General features: G+C 68.3%; 17 protein-coding genes. All 17 read left to right on the top strand.

Annotation, left to right across the window (positions count from 1 at the left end):
* Positions 1–11: 11 nt before the first annotated feature.
* The 17 genes from K3G64_RS24560 (at position 12) to K3G64_RS24480 (ending at position 19983) form a co-directional block, all read left to right on the top strand.
* A complete protein-coding gene (locus K3G64_RS24560) occupies positions 12–797 on the top strand; it encodes a DsbA family protein (protein ID WP_238888144.1) in 786 nt (261 codons plus the stop codon).
* Complete coding sequence (locus tag K3G64_RS24555) at positions 794–1426, top strand: vitamin K epoxide reductase family protein (RefSeq protein ID WP_238888143.1); 633 nt, start codon at positions 794–796, stop codon at positions 1424–1426. Before K3G64_RS24560 ends, K3G64_RS24555 begins: the two co-directional genes overlap by 4 nt.
* Before the next feature lie 43 nt (positions 1427–1469).
* Positions 1470–4916, top strand: coding sequence for a pyruvate carboxylase (locus K3G64_RS24550; protein ID WP_238888142.1), 3447 nt, complete (start codon positions 1470–1472; stop codon positions 4914–4916).
* On the top strand, positions 4913–5488 hold the full coding sequence (rsmD, locus tag K3G64_RS24545) for a 16S rRNA (guanine(966)-N(2))-methyltransferase RsmD (RefSeq protein WP_238950986.1): 576 nt from the start codon (positions 4913–4915) through the stop codon (positions 5486–5488). The genes K3G64_RS24550 and rsmD overlap by 4 nt, the downstream gene beginning before the upstream one ends.
* A 14-nt stretch (positions 5489–5502) precedes the next feature.
* Positions 5503–5982, top strand: a complete 480-nt coding sequence (gene coaD / locus K3G64_RS24540) for a pantetheine-phosphate adenylyltransferase (RefSeq protein WP_238888140.1) — start codon at positions 5503–5505, stop codon at positions 5980–5982.
* An 84-nt stretch (positions 5983–6066) separates the two neighbouring features.
* Positions 6067–6633, top strand: coding sequence for a hemerythrin domain-containing protein (locus K3G64_RS24535; protein ID WP_238888138.1), 567 nt, complete (start codon positions 6067–6069; stop codon positions 6631–6633).
* 168 nt (positions 6634–6801) lie between these two features.
* Entirely contained in the window at positions 6802–7539 is a 738-nt protein-coding gene (gene sepIVA / locus K3G64_RS24530; protein WP_238888136.1) for a cell division protein SepIVA, read from the top strand.
* Between the two features lie 32 nt (positions 7540–7571).
* The gene (locus tag K3G64_RS24525) at positions 7572–8147 is read left to right on the top strand and encodes a YceD family protein (RefSeq protein WP_238888128.1); all 576 of its coding nucleotides are present in this window, start codon (positions 7572–7574) and stop codon (positions 8145–8147) included.
* Between the two features lie 46 nt (positions 8148–8193).
* Positions 8194–8841 carry a ribonuclease III gene (gene rnc / locus K3G64_RS24520; protein WP_238950984.1) on the top strand — a complete coding sequence of 216 codons (648 nt, stop codon included), beginning with the start codon at positions 8194–8196 and terminating at the stop codon, positions 8839–8841.
* Positions 8834–9688 (top strand): bifunctional DNA-formamidopyrimidine glycosylase/DNA-(apurinic or apyrimidinic site) lyase, encoded by an 855-nt coding sequence (mutM, locus tag K3G64_RS24515; RefSeq protein ID WP_238888126.1) that lies wholly within the window; start codon positions 8834–8836, stop codon positions 9686–9688. Before rnc ends, mutM begins: the two co-directional genes overlap by 8 nt.
* 85 nt (positions 9689–9773) lie before the next feature.
* Entirely contained in the window at positions 9774–10190 is a 417-nt protein-coding gene (locus tag K3G64_RS24510) for an OsmC family protein (protein ID WP_238888125.1), read from the top strand.
* Entirely contained in the window at positions 10174–10458 is a 285-nt protein-coding gene (locus tag K3G64_RS24505; protein WP_238888123.1) for an acylphosphatase, read from the top strand. Before K3G64_RS24510 ends, K3G64_RS24505 begins: the two co-directional genes overlap by 17 nt.
* A 26-nt stretch (positions 10459–10484) precedes the next feature.
* The gene (smc, locus tag K3G64_RS24500) at positions 10485–14075 is read left to right on the top strand and encodes a chromosome segregation protein SMC (RefSeq protein ID WP_238888121.1); all 3591 of its coding nucleotides are present in this window, start codon (positions 10485–10487) and stop codon (positions 14073–14075) included.
* Between the two features lie 53 nt (positions 14076–14128).
* Positions 14129–15502, top strand: a complete 1374-nt coding sequence (ftsY, locus tag K3G64_RS24495) for a signal recognition particle-docking protein FtsY (RefSeq protein ID WP_370647036.1) — start codon at positions 14129–14131, stop codon at positions 15500–15502.
* A 196-nt stretch (positions 15503–15698) separates the two neighbouring features.
* Entirely contained in the window at positions 15699–17066 is a 1368-nt protein-coding gene (locus K3G64_RS24490) for an ammonium transporter (protein ID WP_238888119.1), read from the top strand.
* A 33-nt stretch (positions 17067–17099) separates the two neighbouring features.
* A complete protein-coding gene (locus tag K3G64_RS24485) occupies positions 17100–17438 on the top strand; it encodes a P-II family nitrogen regulator (RefSeq protein WP_003881099.1) in 339 nt (112 codons plus the stop codon).
* A gap of 79 nt (positions 17439–17517) precedes the next feature.
* Positions 17518–19983: a [protein-PII] uridylyltransferase gene (locus K3G64_RS24480; RefSeq protein ID WP_238888117.1), complete on the top strand. Its 2466-nt coding sequence runs from the start codon at positions 17518–17520 to the stop codon at positions 19981–19983.
* The last annotated feature ends 2 nt before the right edge of the window (positions 19984–19985 follow it).

The raw sequence follows: 19985 nt of genomic DNA, 5'->3' as shown, positions 1-19985 counted from the left end.
ACGCTTTACCCGTGGCATCGAAACCAAAGAAGACTCCGCGCTACGACCTCAACGCCGCCGACCGCAAGCGCAATCTTGCGATCCGCATCGGCTTGACCGCAGTCGTGGTGATCTTCGCTGTCGCCTTGGTGTCGTACATCCTGGTGACCAAAGAGGACAAGCCCGCCGAAGGCGAGGCCCAAGCGATCCGGGTGACGTCGAGTGACCTCATCACCGAGGAGGGTTCCTCCGAGCCCAAGGCGGTGCTCTCGCTCTACGAGGACTTCCTGTGTCCTGCGTGCGGCAACTTCGAGAAGACGTTCGGACCCACGATCAACAAGCTCATCGACAGCGGTGCGGTAGCCGCCGACTACTACATGGTCTCCATCCTCGACCGCGCTGGACAGGGGTATTCGACGCGTGCCGCGAACGCGGCCTACTGCGTCGCCGAGGCGGACAAGGAGGCGTTCCGGCGCTTCCATGCCGCGCTGTACGCGCAGCAGCCTGCGGAGGGCGTCGGCCCGTACCCCGACGAGGCGCGGCTCATCGAGATCGCGCGCCAGGCCGGCGTGGCCGGCGACGTGCCGGAGTGCATCAACAACGGTCGCTACGACGACATGGTCAAGGGCCTGGCCAAGGCCACCGATGTGAACTCGACGCCGACCGTCCGCATCAACGGCGAGGACTACGACCCCTCCACCCCCGACGCACTGATCGCCAAGGTCGAGGAGATCGTCGGCCAGGTGCCCGCGCTCGACGCGGGTGCCCCGCCGGCCAACCCCGACCCGACGCCGCCGCCCACTGCGCCCGCGCCATGACCGTGACCGCGCCCGGCGCCGCCGCGCCCAGCCAACCCGCGGCCCAGGAGCCGACGGCTCTGGCGGTCGGGCGGCCCAGCGCGGTCTGGGTGCTGATCGCCGGCGTACTGGGCCTGGCCGCGGCCGCGATGCTGACGGTCGAGAAGATCGAACTGCTGATCAATCCCGACTACGTCCCGACGTGCAGCATCAACCCGGTGTTGTCGTGCGGATCGGTGATGGTCACCCCGCAGGCATCGGTGTTCGGCTTCCCCAACTCGCTGATCGGCATCGTCTCCTTCACCGTCGTGCTGGTCACCGGCGTGCTCGCGGTGGCGCGGGTGCAGCTGCCGCGGTGGTACTGGGGCGGTCTCGCCGTGGGCACCCTGCTCGGCACGGTGTTCGTGCACTGGCTCATCTACCAGAGCCTCTACGACATCGGCGCGCTGTGCCCCTACTGCATGGTGGTGTGGGCCGTGACGGTCCCGCTGCTCGTGGTCACCGCGACGGTGGCGTTGCAGCCCCAGCACGGCGGCACTCTCGTTCGCGGGCTGTACGCCTGGCGGTGGTCGCTGGTGGCGCTCTGGTTCACTGCGGTGCTGCTGTTGATCCTCGTCCGGTTCTGGAACTACTGGTCAACGCTGATCTAGGGACACCCATCCGGCGGGCGATACAGTACCTGCGTGATCGCCCGTGATTTCTAAAGTCCTGGTCGCCAACCGCGGCGAGATCGCGATCCGGGCATTTCGTGCCGCCTACGAAATGGGGATCGACACCGTCGCGGTCTACGCCTACGAGGACCGCAACTCGCTGCATCGACTCAAGGCCGACGAGTCGTATCAGATCGGGGAGACGGGCCATCCCGTGCGGGCGTATCTCTCGGTCGACGAGATCATCCGCGTCGCCCAGCACGCCGGGGCCGACGCGGTGTACCCCGGCTACGGCTTCCTGTCCGAGAATCCCGCCTTGGCCGCGGCCTGTGCTGATGCGGGAATCACCTTCGTCGGGCCCGGTACCGACGTACTCGAGCTGACCGGCAACAAAGCGAGGGCGATCGCCGCGGCGCGCGCCGCGGGGCTGCCGGTGCTGGACTCGTCGGCGCCCTCGGCCTCGGCCGACGAGTTGATGGCGTCCGCCGAGAACATGCAGTTCCCGCTGTTCGTCAAGGCGGTGTCGGGCGGCGGCGGACGCGGGATGCGGCACGTCGCCGACGTCGGTGCGCTGCCCGACGCCATCGAGGCCGCGTCGCGCGAGGCGGAGTCGGCCTTCGGCGACGCGACGCTCTACCTCGAGCAGGCCGTCGTCAACCCGCGTCACATCGAGGTGCAGATCCTCGCCGACACCCGCGGCAACGTCATGCACCTGTTCGAACGCGACTGCAGCGTGCAGCGTCGCCATCAGAAGGTCATCGAGCTCGCGCCCGCGCCGAATCTGAGCGAAGAACTGCGCCAACGGATCTGCGCCGACGCCGTTGCCTTCGCCCGCCAGATCGACTACAGCTATGCGGGCACCGTGGAGTTCCTGCTCGACGAACGCGGCGACCACGTGTTCATCGAGTGCAACCCACGCATCCAGGTAGAGCACACCGTCACCGAGGAGATCACCGACGTCGACCTGGTGTCGTCGCAACTGCGCATCGCCGACGGCGAGACACTGGACAGCCTGGGGCTGAGCCAAGACGGCTTGTCGGCGCCGCGCGGTTTTGCAATGCAGTGCCGGATCACCACCGAGGACCCCGCCAACGGGTTCCGGCCCGACACCGGCCGCATCACCGGATACCGGTCGCCGGGCGGCGCGGGCATCCGGTTGGACGGCGGCACCGTGCTCGGCGCCGAGATCAGCGCCCACTTCGACTCGATGCTGGTCAAGCTGACCTGTCGGGGACGCGACTTCAGCGCCGCGGTGGCCAGGGCGCGCCGGGCGCTGGCGGAGTTCCGCATCCGCGGGGTGTCGACCAACATCCCATTCCTGCAGGCGGTGGTCAACGACCCGGACTTCCGCGCGGGGCGGGTCACCACGTCGTTCATCGACCAGCGGCCTTACCTGCTGACCGCGCGCACGCCCGCCGACCGCGGCACCAAGATCCTCAACTACCTGGCCGAGGTCACCGTCAACCAACCGCACGGCCCGCGCACGTCGACGGTGTACCCGCAGGACAAGCTGCCGCAGATCGACATCGAGGCGGCGCCGCCGGCAGGCAGCAAGCAGCGCCTGGCCGAACTGGGACCCGAGGGCTTCGCGCGCTGGCTGCGCGACAGCCGATCGGTGGGCGTGACCGACACAACGTTCCGCGACGCCCACCAGTCGCTGCTGGCCACCAGGGTGCGCACCACCGGGCTGCTCATGGTCGCGCCCTACATCGCGAGGATGACGCCGCAGTTGCTGTCCATCGAGTGCTGGGGCGGCGCGACTTACGATGTGGCCCTTCGCTTCCTGAAGGAAGACCCGTGGGAGCGACTGGCCGCACTGCGCGAGGCGGTACCGAACATCTGCCTGCAGATGCTGCTGCGGGGTCGCAACACCGTGGGTTACACGCCCTACCCCGAGACGGTGACGCAGGCATTCGTCCAGGAAGCCACGGCAACTGGAATTGATATCTACCGCATCTTCGATGCGCTCAACAACGTCGAGTCCATGCGCCCGGCCATCGACGCGGTGCGCGAAACCGGCACGGCGATCGCCGAAGTCGCGATGAGCTACACCGGTGACCTGTCCGATCCCGCCGAGAACCTCTACACACTCGACTACTACCTCAAGCTCGCCGATCAGATCGTCGAGGCGGGGGCGCACATACTCGCGATCAAGGACATGGCCGGGTTGCTCCGCCCGCAGGCCGCGCACCAGCTGATCACCGCGCTACGCAGCCGCTTCGACCTGCCGGTGCACGTGCACACCCACGACACCCCCGGCGGGCAGCTGGCAACGTACCTCGCCGCCTGGCAGGCGGGCGCTGCTGCCGTGGACGGGGCCTCCGCGCCGCTGGCGGGCACCACCAGTCAGCCGGCGCTGAGCTCGATCGTGGCGGCCACCGCCCACACCGAGTACGACACGGGGTTGTCTCTGGACGCGGTGTGCGAGCTCGAGCCGTTCTGGGAGGCACTGCGAAAGGTCTACGCGCCCTTCGAGAGTGGACTACCCGCGCCCACCGGCCGGGTGTACCGCCATGAGATCCCCGGCGGTCAGTTGTCTAACCTGCGCCAGCAGGCCATCGCACTCGGACTCGGGGATCGCTTCGAGGAGATCGAGGCCAGCTACGCCGCGGCGGACCGCGTGCTGGGCCGGCTGGTGAAGGTGACACCGTCGAGCAAGGTGGTCGGCGACCTCGCGCTCGCCCTCGTCGGCGCCGGCGTCAGCGCCGACGAATTCGCCGCCGACCCTTCGCGGTTCGACATCCCCGACTCGGTGATCGGGTTCCTGCGCGGGGAACTCGGCGACCCGCCGGGCGGCTGGCCGGAGCCGTTGCGCACCAAGGCGCTGGCCGGCCGCGCCCCGGCCAAGCCGGAGCAGGAGCTCAGCGCCGACGACGAGGCGATGTTGGCACAGGCGGGCCCGAAACGCCAGGCGGCCCTCAACCGTCTGCTGTTCCCTGGCCCGACAAAGGATTTCGAGGCGCACCGCGAACTCTTCGGCGACACGTCGAGCCTGTCGGCCAATCAGTTCTTCTACGGGCTTCGCCACGGCGAGGAGCACAAGGTGCAGTTGGAACGTGGCGTCGAGTTGCTCATCGGCCTGGAAGCGATCTCCGACCCCGACGAGCGGGGCATGCGCACGGTGATGTGCATCCTCAACGGACAACTTCGGCCGGTGGTGGTGCGTGACCGCAGCGTCGCCGCCGACATCCCGACCGCCGAGAAGGCCGATCGCGCCAACCCCGATCACGTCGCCGCGCCGTTCGCGGGCGTGGTCACCGTCAACGTCGCCGCCGACGAGACGGTGGAGGCCGGCCAGACCATCGCCACCATCGAGGCGATGAAGATGGAGGCTGCCATCACCGCGCCAAAGGCCGGCAAGGTCGTCAGGGTGGCGGTCTCGGAGACGGCCCAGGTCGAAGGCGGCGACCTGCTGGTGGTGGTCGGTTCGGCGGGCAGGGGCGATGGGGCCACGCGCGAAGCGCAGGCGACGACCGGGGGATCAACCTGACCCGCATCGTCGCCGGCGCCTTCGGGGGCCGACGAATCACGGTGCCGCAGAGTCGCTCTGGCCGTGGAACCCGCCCTACCACCGACCGGGTTCGCGAGTCGCTGTTCAACGTGCTGGCCGCTCGGATCGACTTCGCGGGAACAGCGGTGCTCGACCTGTACGCGGGTTCGGGCGCGCTGGGCCTGGAGGCGCTGTCACGGGGGGCGGAGTCGGCGGAGTTCGTTGAGGCCGACGCGCGTGCGGCGAGCGTCATCGCCGACAACATCGCTGCGCTGGGTGCCGCCGGCGCGACCGTGCGGCGCGGAACCGTGGCCGCGGTGCTGTCGAGTGGCGCCCCTCGCCCCGTGGACGTGGTGTTCGCCGACCCGCCCTATGACGTCCGATCCGCTGAGATCGCCGTGATGCTGGACGCTTTGGCGGCGGGTGGCTGGACCGCCGAGGGCACGCTGGTGGTCGTCGAACGGCCGGCGTCCGGCGCGGCGCTGGAGTGGCCGCGGGGCTGGCGGGTGTGGCCGTCGCGCACCTACGGCGACACCCGCCTGGAGCTGGCTGAGGTGTCCGAACAGTCCTGATAGCCTCGTCGCTCATGAGCGGCGCGGTATGCCCGGGATCCTTCGACCCGGTGACTCTCGGCCACATCGACGTGTTCGAGCGCGCGGCTGCGCAGTTCGACGAGGTGGTCGTCGCGGTGCTGATCAACCCGAGCAAGAAGGGCATGTTCGATCCCGACGAGCGCATCGCGATGATCGAGGAGTCGACCGCGCATCTGATGAACCTTCGGGTGGAGTCCGGCCAGGGACTGGTCGTCGACTTCGCGAAGGCCCGGGGGCTGACCGCGATCGTCAAGGGTCTGCGCACGGGCACCGACTTCGAATACGAACTGCAGATGGCCCAGATGAACAAGCACATCGCCGGCGTCGACACCTTCTTCGTCGCGACCACGCCGCGCTATTCGTTCGTGTCCTCGTCGCTGGCCAAGGAAGTCGCCACGCTTGGCGGAGACGTGTCCGAGCTACTGCCCGCGGCCGTCAACGCGCGGCTCAGCAACAAGCTGCGGCAAGGTTAATTTCACCGCGTGCCGGGTAGGCCGTAGGTGGCGCACAGCCCCTTCGCGCCCCCACCAACCCGGAATTCGCAGGAGGTTTCTGCCATGGTCGAGACATTCGTCCAGTCCACCGACGACGTCGTCCGATTCCTCAAGGACCAGCACAACCTGATCAAGGACATGTTCGACGAGGTGCTGTCGGCGTCGAGCGACGAGGCCCGCGAGAAGGCGTTCGTCAACCTTCGCCAACTGCTTGCGGTACACGAGACCGCCGAGGAGATGGTGGTCCATCCGCGCGCCCGCAACGAGATCGGTGACGGCGACGAGGTGGTCGACGCGCGCCTCAAGGAGGAGCACGACGCCAAGGAGCAGTTGTCGAAGCTGGAGAACATGGACGTCGGCTCCAAGGAGTTCATCGATGAGCTGACCACGTTCCGCGACGCGGTGATCCAGCACGCCGAGGCCGAGGAAGCCGAGGAGTTCAACAAGCTGCAGGCCAAGCTCGACTCCGACGACCTCGGGCGGATGGCCAAGGCGGTCCAGGCGGCCGAGGCCATCGCGCCGACGCGTCCGCACCCCGGTGTCGAGTCGGCCAAGCTCAACTTCGCCGTGGGCCCGTTCGCATCGATGCTCGACCGCGCACGGGACGTTATCGGCGGGGCGCTCAGATAACTAGGCGCCTGACATAATGTGCGGCGAGCAATTCAGACCGGAGTTGCAGCCTGGGGAAGCCGCGGCACAGCAAGATCACTGAGTCGCGACACACCGAGCCGGAAGCCGAGTCACAGAGGCAACACCAGGCACACTAGTAACCGCCAACTACGCCTGGAGGGTGTTGCCGTGTACCGAGTCTTTGAGGCGCTCGATGAACTGAGCGCGATTGTGGAAGAAGCCCGCGGCGTGCCGATGACGGCTGGCTGCGTGGTGCCTCGCGGCGATGTGCTCGAGCTGGTCGACGACATCAAGGACGCCATTCCCGGTGACCTCGACGACGCCCAGGACGTCCTCGACGCCCGCGACGGGTTGCTGCGGGAAGCCAAGGAACACTCCGATTCCATGGTGTCGACGGCCACCGCCGAAGCCGACTCCCTGCTCAACCACGCCCGCGCTGAGGCCGACCGCCTGCTCGCCGACGCCAAGGCCCAGGCCGACCGCATGGTCGCCGAGGCGCGTCAGCACAGCGAGCGGATGGTCGGCGAGGCCCGGGAGGAGGCCGGCCGGATCGCCGCGACCGCCAAGCGCGAGTACGAAGCCAGCACCGGACGGGCCAAGACCGAGGCCGACCGGCTCATCGAGAGCGGCAACCTCGCCTACGAGAAGGCCGTGCAGGAAGGCATCAAGGAACAGCAGCGGCTGGTGTCGCAGACCGAGATCGTGCAGACCGCGACGAACGAGGCCACGCGTCTGATCGATTCGGCCCACGCCGAGGCCGACCGGCTGCGCGGAGAATGCGACATCTACGTCGACAGCAAGCTGGCCGAGTTCGAGGACTTCCTCAACGGCACGCTGCGGTCGGTGGGACGGGGCCGTCACCAGTTGCGCACCGCCGCGGGAACGCACGACTACGCGGCTCGCTAGCGACCTGGGCCGTCGCCGTAGGATTGACGTCTATGGCGACGCATGCGAAAACGACGGGCCACCGCGCGTCACAATCGCCGCTCGTGATCAACATCGCCCGGCTCGGGCGCAGGCCCGGTTCGATGATGACCGTCTCGGAGTCCGTGCCGAACCCGTCGCGCATCGGGCTTGATCTGATCGGTATTGATGAGGGCGCGCCGTTGGCGCTGGATCTGCGGCTCGAGTCGGTATCGGAGGGAGTGCTGGTCACCGGCACCGTCTCGGCGCCGACGTCGGGAGAGTGCGCGCGCTGCCTGACCCCGGTTACCGGGGCGGTCGACATCGAGCTGACCGAGTTGTTCGCCTACCCGGACAGCGCGACCGACGAGACCACCGACGCCGACGAGTTGGGGCGCGTCGAGGATGACGCCGTCAACCTGGAACAGCCCATCATCGACGCGGTCGGGCTGGCGCTGCCGTTCGCCCCGCTGTGCGGACCGGACTGCGCGGGCCTGTGTCCGCACTGCGGTGTCGCGTTGGCCACCGCCGAACCCGGCCACCACCACGAGCAGATCGACCCGAGGTGGGCCAAGCTCGCGAACGTGTTCGACGAGGACGCAAGTGAGTGACCGGGCGGCGCTGCTGGCGGCGCTGGGCGTGCACCTGTCCGACGACATGCTCACGATGGCGCTGACACACCGCAGCTACTCGTATGAGAACGGTGGCCTGCCCACCAACGAGCGGCTGGAGTTCCTCGGCGACGCGGTGCTCGGGCTGACGGTCACCGAGGAGCTGTACAACCGCCATCCAGACCGGTCCGAGGGTGATCTGGCCAAGCTGCGCGCCAGCATCGTCAACACCCAGGCGCTGGCCGACGTCGGCCGTCAATTGTCCGACGGCGGGCTCGGGGCGCACCTGTTGCTGGGCAAGGGCGAGGAGAACTCCGGCGGCGCCGACAAGGCCAGCATCCTGGCGGACGGCGTCGAATCCCTGTTGGGCGCAATCTATATCGAGCACGGCATCACGGTCGCGCGGGATGTGATACTACGGTTGTTCGGCAGGCTGCTCGACACCGCACCCACGCTGGGCGCCGGGCTGGACTGGAAGAGCAGCCTGCAGGAACTGACAGCGTCGCGCGGGCTGGGCGCACCGTCCTACATCGTGTCCTCGACCGGACCGGACCATGACAAGGAGTTCACCGCGACGGTCCTGGTCACCGACGTCCAATACGGCCGCGGTGTCGGCCGGACGAAGAAGGAAGCCGAACTCAAGGCGGCCGCGGCGGCGTGGAACGCGCTGGCCGAAGCCGAGGTAGATGCCTGAGCTTCCCGAGGTCGAGGTCGTACGCCGGGGACTGCACGCGCACGTCGTCGACAAGACGATCACCGCTGTTCGGGTGCACCATCCGCGGGCGGTGCGCAGGCACGAAGCCGGCGCCGCCGATTTGACCGCGCGGTTGCTGGGCGCCCGCATCGTCGGCACCGGCCGCCGCGGGAAGTACCTGTGGCTGACCCTGGATGACGGCTCCGCAGTGGTGGTGCATCTCGGCATGAGCGGGCAGATGCTGCTGGGCGAACTGCCGATGCAGGATCATCTGCGCATCGCCGCTCTGCTCGACGACGGAACCGCGCTGAGCTTCGTCGACCAACGCACTTTCGGCGGCTGGATGCTCGCCGACCTGGTGACCGCCGACGGCAGCGAGGTGCCGCTGCCGGTCGCACATCTTGCCCGCGACCCGCTCGACCCGTTGTTCAATCGCGATGGCGTCGTAATGGTGTTGCGGCGCAAGCACTCCGAGATCAAACGCCAGTTGCTGGATCAGACGGTGGTGTCGGGCATCGGCAACATCTACGCCGACGAGGCGCTGTGGCGCGCTCGTGTCAACGGTGCCCGCCTGGCGTCGTCGCTGACCCGGTCGAAGCTGGCCGAGTTACTCGACGCCGCTGCGGAGGTGATGGCGGAGGCGCTCGGGCAGGGCGGCACCTCATTCGACTCGTTGTATGTCAACGTCAACGGCGAGTCCGGCTACTTCGACCGGTCGCTGGACGCCTACGGCCGCGAAGGTGAGCCGTGCCGGCGCTGCGGCGCGGTGATGCGACGGGAGAAATTCATGAACCGCTCGTCGTTCTACTGCCCCAGATGTCAAGCCCGACCGAGGGTGCGGCGGTGAGCGCTAGGTGCGAAATAGCATTCCTGGTTGCCGATCGGCGCAGATCACGACCAGGAATGCTATTTCGGCGGGAAGGGACCACGACATGACCGAACTGTGGGTGGAGCGAACCGCACAGCGCCGCTACACGGGGCGTAGCTCGCGGGGCGCCGAGGTGCTCGTCGGAAGCGAGGACATCGAGGGTGTGTTCACGCCGGGCGAGTTGATGAAGATCGCACTCGCGGCCTGCAGCGGCATGGCCAGCGACATACCCCTGCAGCGGCGCCTCGGCGAGGATTACCGGACGACGATCCGGGTATCCGGTCCGCCCGACCGCGAACAGGAGCGCTATCCGCTGCTCGAGGAGCGGATGCACCTCGACCTGTCCGGGCTGTCCGAGGAGGAGGCGGCGCGGGTGCTGACCGTGGTCGAACGAGCAGTGGACAAGGTGTGCACTGTCGGACGCACACTGAAGTCCGGGGCAGAAGTGACGTTTGAGGTTTCTGATGCAGGAGTTAGCTGAGGTACGACTGACGGCCTGGGTGCACGGTCACGTCCAGGGCGTCGGCTTCCGCTGGTGGACGCGCTCACGCGCACTCGAACTGGGGCTGACGGGCTACGCCGCGAACAAGGCCGACGGGCGTGTGCAGGTCGTCGCACAGGGTCCGAGGCGAAGCTGTCAGCAGCTGCTTGACCTGCTGCAAAGCGGCGACACTCCCGGCCGCGTCGACAAGGTCGTCGCCGACTTCAGCCAACCCGGCGACTCGCTACAAGGGTTCACCGAGCGTTAGCCTGCGCGACGGTAGTGTGGCACCTCGTGCACCTCAAGAGCCTGACCCTGAAGGGCTTCAAGTCGTTTGCTTCGCCGACGACGCTGCGCTTCGAGCCGGGCATCACCTGCGTGGTCGGGCCCAACGGTTCCGGTAAGTCCAATGTCGTCGACGCGCTCATCTGGGTGATGGGCGAGCAGGGTGCCAAGAGCCTGCGCGGCGGCAAGATGGAGGACGTCATCTTCGCAGGCACGTCATCGCGCCCGCCGTTGGGTCGCGCCGAGGTCACCGTCACCATCGACAACTCCGACGGCTCGTTGCCCATCGACTACTCCGAGGTGTCGATCACCCGCCGGATGTTCCGCGACGGCGGCAGCGAGTACGAGATCAACGGCAGCAGTTGCCGATTGATGGACATTCAGGAACTCCTCTCCGACTCCGGCATCGGCCGCGAGATGCACGTCATCGTCGGACAGGGCAAGCTGTCGGAGATCCTCGAGTCGCGGCCCGAGGACCGGCGCGCGTTCATCGAGGAGGCCGCAGGCGTCCTCAAGCACCGCAAGCGCAAAGAGAAGGCCGTCCGCAAGCTCGATTCGATGTCGGCCAACCTGGCCCGGCTCACCGATCTGACCACCGAGTTGCGCCGCCAGCTCAAGCCGCTGGGCCGGCAGGCGGAGATGGCGCGGCGCGCCCAGACCATCCAGGCCGATCTGCGCGATGCCCGGCTGCGGCTGGCCGCCGACGACTTGGTAAGGCGCAGATCCGAATTCGACAACACCAACCACGCCGAGACGACGCTGCGCCGTGAGCACGACGAGGTGGCGGCGCGGCTGGAGGCCAAGACGGTGGAGTTGGCCGCGCACGAGGCCGCCGTCGAAACGTTGAGCGAACGAGCCGATGCCGCCCAGCAACGGTGGTTCGCGCTGTCGGCGCTCGCCGAGCGCGTAGGTGCCACCGTGCGCATCGCCAGCGAGCGCGCCCAGCATCTCGACGGCGAGCCCGAGGCCTCGACCGGTCCGGATCCCGATGCCCTGGAGGCGCAGGCCGGCGAGGTCGCCGAGCAGGAACGTCAACTGCTCGACGAGCTGGCCGATTCCCGCACCAAGCTGGAAGCTGCCCGCGCCGAGCTGACCGAATGCGAGCGCCTCGCCGCCGAAGCCGAGCGGGCGCACCTGGCCGCCGCGCGCGCGGAGGCAGATCGGCGCGAGGGCCTGGCCCGACTCGCCGGACAGGTCGACACCATGCGCACCCGGGTCGAGTCGATCGACGAGACCGTCGCCCGGGTCACCGGCGGTATCGACGAGGCTGCCGCGCGGGCGCAGCACACCCAGGCCGAATTCGAGACCGTGCAGGGGCGGGTCGGTGAACTCGACGCCGGTGAGGTGGGCCTCGACGAGCACCACGACCGCACCGTCACCGCCCTGCGGTTGGCCGACGAACGGGTCGCCGAACTGCAGGCCGCCGAGCGCGGAGCCGAACGCCAGGTGGCGTCGCTGCGCGCACGCATCGAGGCGCTGTCGGTCGGCCTGGACCGCAGGGACGGCGCTTCCTGGTTGCAGAAGAACCACAGCGGCGCAGGACTTCTCGGCTCGGTCGCGAACCTGCTGAGGGTGCGCGACGGCTACGAGGTGGCGGTCGCCGCGGTGCTGGGTGCCGCCGCCGACGCCGTCGCCGCGGAGAACTCGGGGGCGGCCCGCGCCGCGGTCGCTGCCTTGAAGGAGTCCGACGGCGGGCGAGCGGCGATCGTGCTCAGCGACTGGCCCGGTGAAGCGCAGCCGCCGTCGGCCCAGCTGCCGGCCGGTGCGACCTGGGCGGTCGACATGGTGGATGCGCCGCCGCGTCTGCAGGGAGCGGTATCGGCGATGCTGGCCGACGTCGTCGTGGTGCCGGACCTGGACGCCGCGCTGGATCTCGTCGCCGCCCGACCGCGGCTTCGCGCGGTCACCACCGACGGCGACCTGGTCGGCGCGGGGTGGGTCAGCGGCGGATCGGACCGCAAGCCGAGCACGCTGGAGATCGCTTCCGAGGTCGAGAAGGCCCGCACCGAGCTGGTCGATGCCGAGAAGCAGGTCAGCGAGCTGGCTGCCGCGCTGGCCGGTGCGCAGGCTGAACAGGCGAGCCGTCAGGACGCCGCCGAGCAGGCGCTCGCGGCGCTCAACGAGTCCGACGCGGCGATCTCGGCGATCTACGAGCAGCTGGGCCGCCTGGGTCAGGACGCGCGCGCCGCCGACGACGAGTGGCAGCGGTTGATCCGGCAGCGCGACGAGCTGGAGGACAACCGCACGCGCACCGTCACCGAGCTGGCCGAGCTCGAGCAGCGGCTCCACAACGCGCAGCAGGAGCCGACTTTCGAAGCCGAGCCGGTCAACCGGCAGGAAACCACTGCCGCCGCGGAGGTGGCGCGGGCCGCCGAGGTGGAGGCCCGGTTGACGGTGCGCACCGCTGAGGAGCGCGCGAATGCCGTTCGCGGACGGGCTGATTCACTGCGCCGGGCGGCAACCGCCGAGCGTGAGGCGAGGCTGCGCGCTCAGCGTGCCAGGGAGGCGCGCGTGCTCGCCGCCGCTGTCGCCGCCTCGGTCGCGGAGTCGGGACGGGTTGTTGCGCAACGGTTGAGCGCCGTAGTCGCGGTGGCATCCCGGATCGGCGACCAGCTCGCAGCCGAACGCCGGCACCGCGCCGCAGCGCTGACCGAGACCCGCGAGGAGGTCAACGAGCTGACCGCGAGGATCAACGGCCTCACCGATGCGCTGCACAAGGACGAGGTCGCCAAAGCCCAGGCCGCGCTGCGCATCGAGCAACTCGAAGAGCACATCCTCGAACAGTTCGGCATGGCCACCGCCGACCTGGTCGCCGAGTACGGCCCCGATGTGCCGCTGCCGCCGACGGAACTCGAGATGGCCGAGTACGACCAGGCGCGGGAACGCGGCGAGCAGGTCACCGCGCCCGTGCCGATGCCGTTCGACCGGCCTACCCAGGAACGCCGCGCCAAGAAGGCCGAGCGCGAGCTCAACGAACTGGGCCGGGTCAATCCGCTGGCGCTCGAGGAGTTCGCCGCGCTGGAGGAGCGCTACAACTTCCTGTCGACGCAGCTCGAGGACGTCAAGGCAGCGCGCAAGGACCTACTCGATGTCATCGACGATGTCGACGCCCGCATCCTTCAGGTGTTCACCGAGGCCTACACCGACGTGGAACGCGAGTTCACCCAAGTGTTTTCGACGCTGTTCCCCGGGGGCGAGGGCCGCCTGCTGCTGACCAATCCCGAGGACATGCTGACCACCGGCATCGAGGTCGAGGCGCGGCCGCCGGGCAAGAAGATCAAGAGGCTCTCCCTGCTGTCCGGTGGCGAGAAGTCGCTGACCGCCGTGGCGATGCTGGTGGCGATCTTCCGGGCACGCCCGTCACCGTTCTACGTCATGGACGAGGTCGAGGCCGCGCTGGACGACGTGAACCTGCGCCGGTTGATCAGCCTGTTCGAGCAGTTGCGTGAGCGGTCCCAGCTGATCGTCATCACCCATCAGAAGCCGACGATGGAGGTGGCCGACGCGCTGTACGGCGTGACCATGCGCGACGACGGCATCACGGCGGTGATCAGCCAGCGCATGCGCGGTCAGGAACTCGTCGGCAGCGCCGCGAACTAGCGCCCCGTACGGGGGCGGGCGTCGCCGCATACCCAACTTGAGACAATGGCGCGGTGTTGGAAGCCCTCCCGTTAGGTCTCTGGATCGCGATCGCGGTCATCGCCGTTCTGCTGTTAGTCGCTCTTGTCGTCGGCCTGCTGCGCTACCGCCGCCGTCGCATCAGCCTGGCCAAGCCGGACACCACCAAGCCCATCGACCGGTCGGGGGGCTATACGGCCTCGTCAGGCATCACGTTCACGCAGTCGGCGCCTGCCCCGCCTGCCGACCGAATCGACACCAGCGGCCTGCCTGCGGTCGGAGATGACGCCACCGTGCCCCGCGACGCGCCGAAGCGCCCGATCGCCGATGTGCGCCTGCCGGAGCCGCCGGTCCAGGAGCCGCCGGTAGTCGAGGAGCCGCCGGTCGTCGAGGAACCGCCGGTCGTCCAGCCGCCGGCACCCGCCGAAGCACCCGTGCCCGCGGAGCCGGCCGTCGAGGAACCGGCCGCACTCGCGATCGACGAGATCGCGCCGACCGAAGGCAGGCTCGAGCGGTTGCGGGGCCGGCTGGCCAAGTCGCAGACCACGCTCGGTCGCAGCATGCTGGGGCTACTCGGTGGCGGCGACCTCGACGAGTCGTCCTGGGAAGAGGTCGAGGACACCCTGCTCATCGCCGACCTGGGTCCCGTGGTCACCGCGTCTGTGATCGCGGCCCTGCGTGAGCGCATGGCCAGCCGCAACGTGCGCTCGGAGGCCGACGCCCGAGCGGTCCTGCGCGAGGTGCTCATCGCCGAACTGCACCCCGAACTCGACCGTTCCATCAAAGCGCTGCCGCACGCCGACAAGCCCTCGGTGCTGCTCGTCGTGGGCGTCAACGGCACCGGAAAGACCACGACCGTCGGCAAGCTGGCCCGTGTGCTGGTCGCCGACGGTCGTCGCGTCGTGCTGGGTGCGGCCGACACGTTCCGCGCGGCCGCGGCCGACCAGTTGCAGTCCTGGGCATCGCGCGTCGGCGCGCAGGTGGTCCGCGGCGCCGAGGGCGCCGACCCCGCCTCCGTGGCGTTCGACGCCGTCGACAAGGGCATCGAGGACGGCGCCGACGTCGTCTGCATCGACACCGCCGGCCGCCTGCACACCAAGACCGGCCTGATGGACGAGCTCGGCAAGGTGAAGCGGGTGGTCGGTCGTCGCGCAGAAGTGGACGAGGTGCTGCTGGTACTCGACGCCACGATCGGGCAGAACGGTCTGCCGCAAGCGCGGGTGTTCGCCGAGGTCGTCGACATCACCGGTGTGGTGCTCACCAAACTCGACGGCACCGCCAAGGGCGGTATCGTCTTCCGCGTGCAGCAGGAGCTGGGCGTGCCGGTCAAACTCGTCGGCCTCGGTGAAGGTGCCGATGACCTGGCCCCGTTCGAGCCGGCGGCATTCGTCGACGCGCTGCTGGGCTGACCGGCTTCGAACTCCGCAGTCTCGCACGCGGTCGCAGGTTGCGCCGTGCGTAAGACGGCGAAACACGAGCGTAACGAGTTCGGCGTTTCCGTTCACGTAGTGGAAACGGATCAGAATCACCGGTGAAACGTCAGCCGAAGAGTCTCTTCGGGAGGCCGATCCGATCGGCGCACTTCCCCAAGGAGGTTCACACAAAGTGGTTTCAGCCTTACCCCTAGCCCTACCGGACGATGCGTTCGCGCCGTTCGGCCCAGACGGGTTGAGCTCGGGCGATACGGCGTGGGTGCTCACCGCCGCCGCTCTCGTGTTGTTCATGACCCCGGGTCTGGCGTTCTTCTACGGCGGGCTGTCGCGCCAGAAGTCGGTTCTCAACATGATGATGATGTCGTTCGGCGCCATGGGTGTCGTCAGCGTCATCTACGTGTTGTGGGGCTATTCAATGTCGTTCGCATCGGCCCACACCGGTGAGAGCGACATCCTCGGTATCTTCGACAACCCCTTCGCGCTGTTCGGGGTCAGTCAACTCACCGAAACCAGGGAAGTCGGCGAGCAGACCCTCTACGTCCTGGGCGGATTCGGTACGGTGCCCGCGATCGTCTGGGTGGGCTTCCAGCTGACGTTCGCGGTGATCACGGTCGCTCTCATCAGCGGGGCGGTCGCGGAGCGGATGAAGTTCGGCACCTGGTTGCTCTTCGGCGGCATCTGGGTCACGCTCGTGTACTTCCCACTCGCCCACATGGTCTGGGGCGGAGGCCTGCTGTCGGGCGCCGAGAACAGCATCGCCTCTTGGCTGTTCGGCTACGACTCTGAGGCGGGTGCGGCGAACGTCTCGCCGATCGACTTCGCCGGCGGCACCGTCGTACACATCAACGCGGGCATGGCCGCGCTCGTGCTGGCGCTGCTGATCGGTAGGCGCAGCGGCTTCGGCAGGATGGCGTTCCGTCCGCACAACATCCCGTTCGTGATGCTCGGCGCCGCCATCCTCTGGTTCGGATGGTTCGGCTTCAACGTGGGATCCGAGGGTGCGGCGGACATGTTGGCGGGGCAGGTGTGGGTCAACACCACTGCGGCCACAGCGGCGGCGATGCTGTCCTGGTTGCTGGTGGAACGCATCCGAGACGGCCACGCCACCAGCGTGGGCGCCGCCTCGGGTGTCGTCGCCGGCTTGGTCGCGATCACGCCGGCCTGCGCTTCCCTCTCCGCGATCGGATCACTGATCCTGGGCGCGATCGCCGGCGTGTTGTCGGCACTGGCGATCGGACTGAAGTACAAGTTGGGCTATGACGATTCGCTCGACGTTGTCGGGGTACACCTCGTCGCAGGCCTTTGGGGCACGGTCGGTATCGGGTTCCTGGCCACCGAAACGGGGCTGTTCTACGGCGGTGGTGTTCAGCAGTTGGTGGTCCAGGTGGTGATCGCTTTGGTGGCAGTGGCGTTCACTGGCATCATGACGGCCATCATCGCCTTCCTGGTGAAGCCGATGGGGTGGCGAGTGAGCACGGAAGACGAGGACACCGGCATCGATGAGACCGAACATGCCGAAACGGCTTATGAACTCGTCTGATCGGCAAGAATTTCATCGGAAGGGATCAACCACATGAAGCTGATTACTGCGATCGTCAAGCCGTTCACGCTGGAAGACGTCAAGACCGGCCTGGAGCAGACGGGCATCCTCGGTATGACCGTCAGCGAGGTTCAGGGTTACGGACGCCAGAAGGGGCACACCGAGGTGTACCGCGGTGCCGAGTACTCCGTCGATTTCGTGCCGAAGGTGCGGGTGGAGGTGGTAGTCGATGACTCCGCGGTCGACAAGGTGGTGGACGTCATCGTCCAGGCCGCCCGGACCGGGAAGATCGGCGACGGCAAGGTGTGGGTCAGCCCGGTCGACACCGTGGTGCGGGTCCGCACCGGCGAGCGGGGAGCCGACGCCCTTTGAGCTGCTTGACCGACTGACGAGGTCGTTTCCCGGCCGAAGAACCACGAGCGTTGATCCCTAGGCCGGGAAAGGACATGAGATGACAGACCAGACAGATCCCGCCACCGGAGCCACCAGATGGAAGGCTCCGGCGGCGGGTTCGTCTCGTCCTGCCACCGATCTGGCTGCAGCGTGCGAGAAGCTGCTGGCGGGCGCCAAGCGACAACTCGATTCGGCGGCACTGCGGCACGCCCTGCAGGACCTGCACGACTTCTGGCTGACCACCAAAGCCACCGAGATCGGTATCACGCCGACCAGCGGCTTCGCCATCGTGGCCACCGGTGGTCTGGGCCGCGGCGAGTTGGTGCCGCATTCCGACCTGGACCTGACCCTCCTGCACGACAACATGCCTGCCGAGGTGGTCGCCCAGGTCGCCGAATTACTGTGGTATCCGTTGTGGGACGCCAACATTCGGATCGACCACAGCGTTCGTACGGTGCCTGAGGCGCTTCAGGTGGCCGGTCAGGACATCTCTGCGGGCCTGGCCATGCTCGAAGCCCGCCACATCGCAGGCGATTCGGATCTCTCGACATTGCTGATCACCGGAGCCCGACGACAATGGCGCACCGGCATCGCATCACGATTCGACGATCTCGTCGAACACACAAGGGCCCGGTGGCAACGCAGCGGCGAGATCGCCCACCGCGCCGAGCCGGACCTCAAGTGCGGCCGCGGGGGCCTGCGCGACGTGCAACTGCTCAACGCGCTGGCGATCGCGCAGCTGACCGACGTGTACCCGAACCGGTCGTCGGCCTCACCGCTGAGCACGCTGGGCGAGGCGCATCTCGGGCTGCTGAACGTGCGCACCGAACTGCACCGTGTCGCCGGGCGCGGTCGCGAACTCCTGCTCGCCCAGCATGCCGACGAGATCGGGGCCGCGCTGCACATCGGGGACCGATTCGATCTGGCGCGCATGCTGTCCGACGCCGCACGCACCATCAGCTTCTACGTCGACTCCGGCATCCGCACGGCTGCCAACGCGTTGCCGCGGCGCGGGTTCGCCGCACTGCGGCGCCCGCCGCGTCGCCCCCTCGACGAGGGTGTCATCGAGTTCACCGGTGAGGTGATACTCGCGCGCGACGCCCGCCCGGGGCGCGATCCGGGTCTGATCCTGCGAGTCGCGGCCGCATCGGCGACCACCGGGCTGCCGATGGCGGCATCCACTTTGGCGCGGTTGGCCGAGACCGCGCCCGAATTGCGCACTCCGTGGCCGCGTCAGGCGCTCAAGGACCTGCTGGTGATGTTGGCCGCCGGGCCGGCAACGGTGGCCACCATCGAGGCGCTTGACCGAACAGGCCTGTGGGGCAGGCTCTTCCCGGAATGGGGAGCGGTGCGCGACCTACCACCGCGCGATGTCGTGCATATCTGGACCGTGGATCGGCACCTCGTCGAAACGGTCTCGCGGGCAAGCGCGTTCACCACGCGGGTGTCCCGTCCGGACCTGCTGATGCTGGGTGCGTTGTGCCATGACATCGGCAAAGGCCGCGGCGGCGACCACAGCGTGATAGGGGCCGAACTGGCCACGCAGATCGGCACCCGACTGGGACTGTGGCCGTCGGACGTCGAGGTGCTGTCGAAGGTGGTGCGCCACCATCTGCTGCTCGCGCACACCGCAACCCGGCGCGACCTGCAGGACCCCACCGTGATCGCCGCGGTGGTCGACGCCATCGACGGCGACCTGGTGCTGCTGGAACTGCTCTCGGTGCTGTGTGAGGCCGATTCGCTGGCCACCGGCCCCGGCGTCTGGGGCGATTGGAAGGCCTCGCTCATCGGGGATCTGGTGCGCCGCTGCCGAATGGTGATGGCCGGTGAGGACCTGCCACAGCCCGATCCCATTGACCCGCACTATCTTTCGCTCGCTGCCGAGGTCGGCGTGCATGTCGAGCTGACGTCGGGCGACAGCCCGCACATCTACCACGTCACGATGATCGCGCCCGACCGGCGTGGCCTGCTGTCCAAGGCCGCGGGTGTGTTGGCGCTCAATTCCCTGCGGGTGCATTCGGCGTCGGTCAATGGCCACGCGGGCTCGGCGATCAACACGTTCGTCGTCTCGCCGCACTTCGGGACGCCGCCCGCGGCGGAATTGTTGCGTCAGCAGTTCATCCTGGCGCTCGACGGCGAGCTGGACGTCCTCGAATCGCTCGACCAACGTGATCGGGACGCGCTTGCCCACGGCAGCGGCAGGGCAGGCGAGGTGCCCGCGGCGGTACCTATAAACCACGTCGCCGCCCCACCGCGCATCCTGTGGTCGGACGGTGCCGCGACCGGTGAACAGGTGGTGCAGGTCCGCAGTACCGACCGGACCGGCCTGCTGGCCCGTCTGACCGCGGTCTTCGAGCGCGACGGCGTCGACATCGCGTGGGCGAAGGTGACCACGATGGGCTCGTCGGTGGTCGACGTCTTCGGCATCACGGCCAGCGCAGACATCCGCGAGGAGCTCGAACGGGACCTGTACGCGGTACTGCCCGCGCCGCCGCCGCGCAAGCCGGTGTCGGAGGCCAGCTAGCC

The organism is Mycobacterium sp. IDR2000157661 (genome assembly GCF_022317005.1).
Lineage (GTDB): Bacteria > Actinomycetota > Actinomycetes > Mycobacteriales > Mycobacteriaceae > Mycobacterium.
This window is presented reverse-complemented; position numbering and strand designations above follow the sequence as displayed.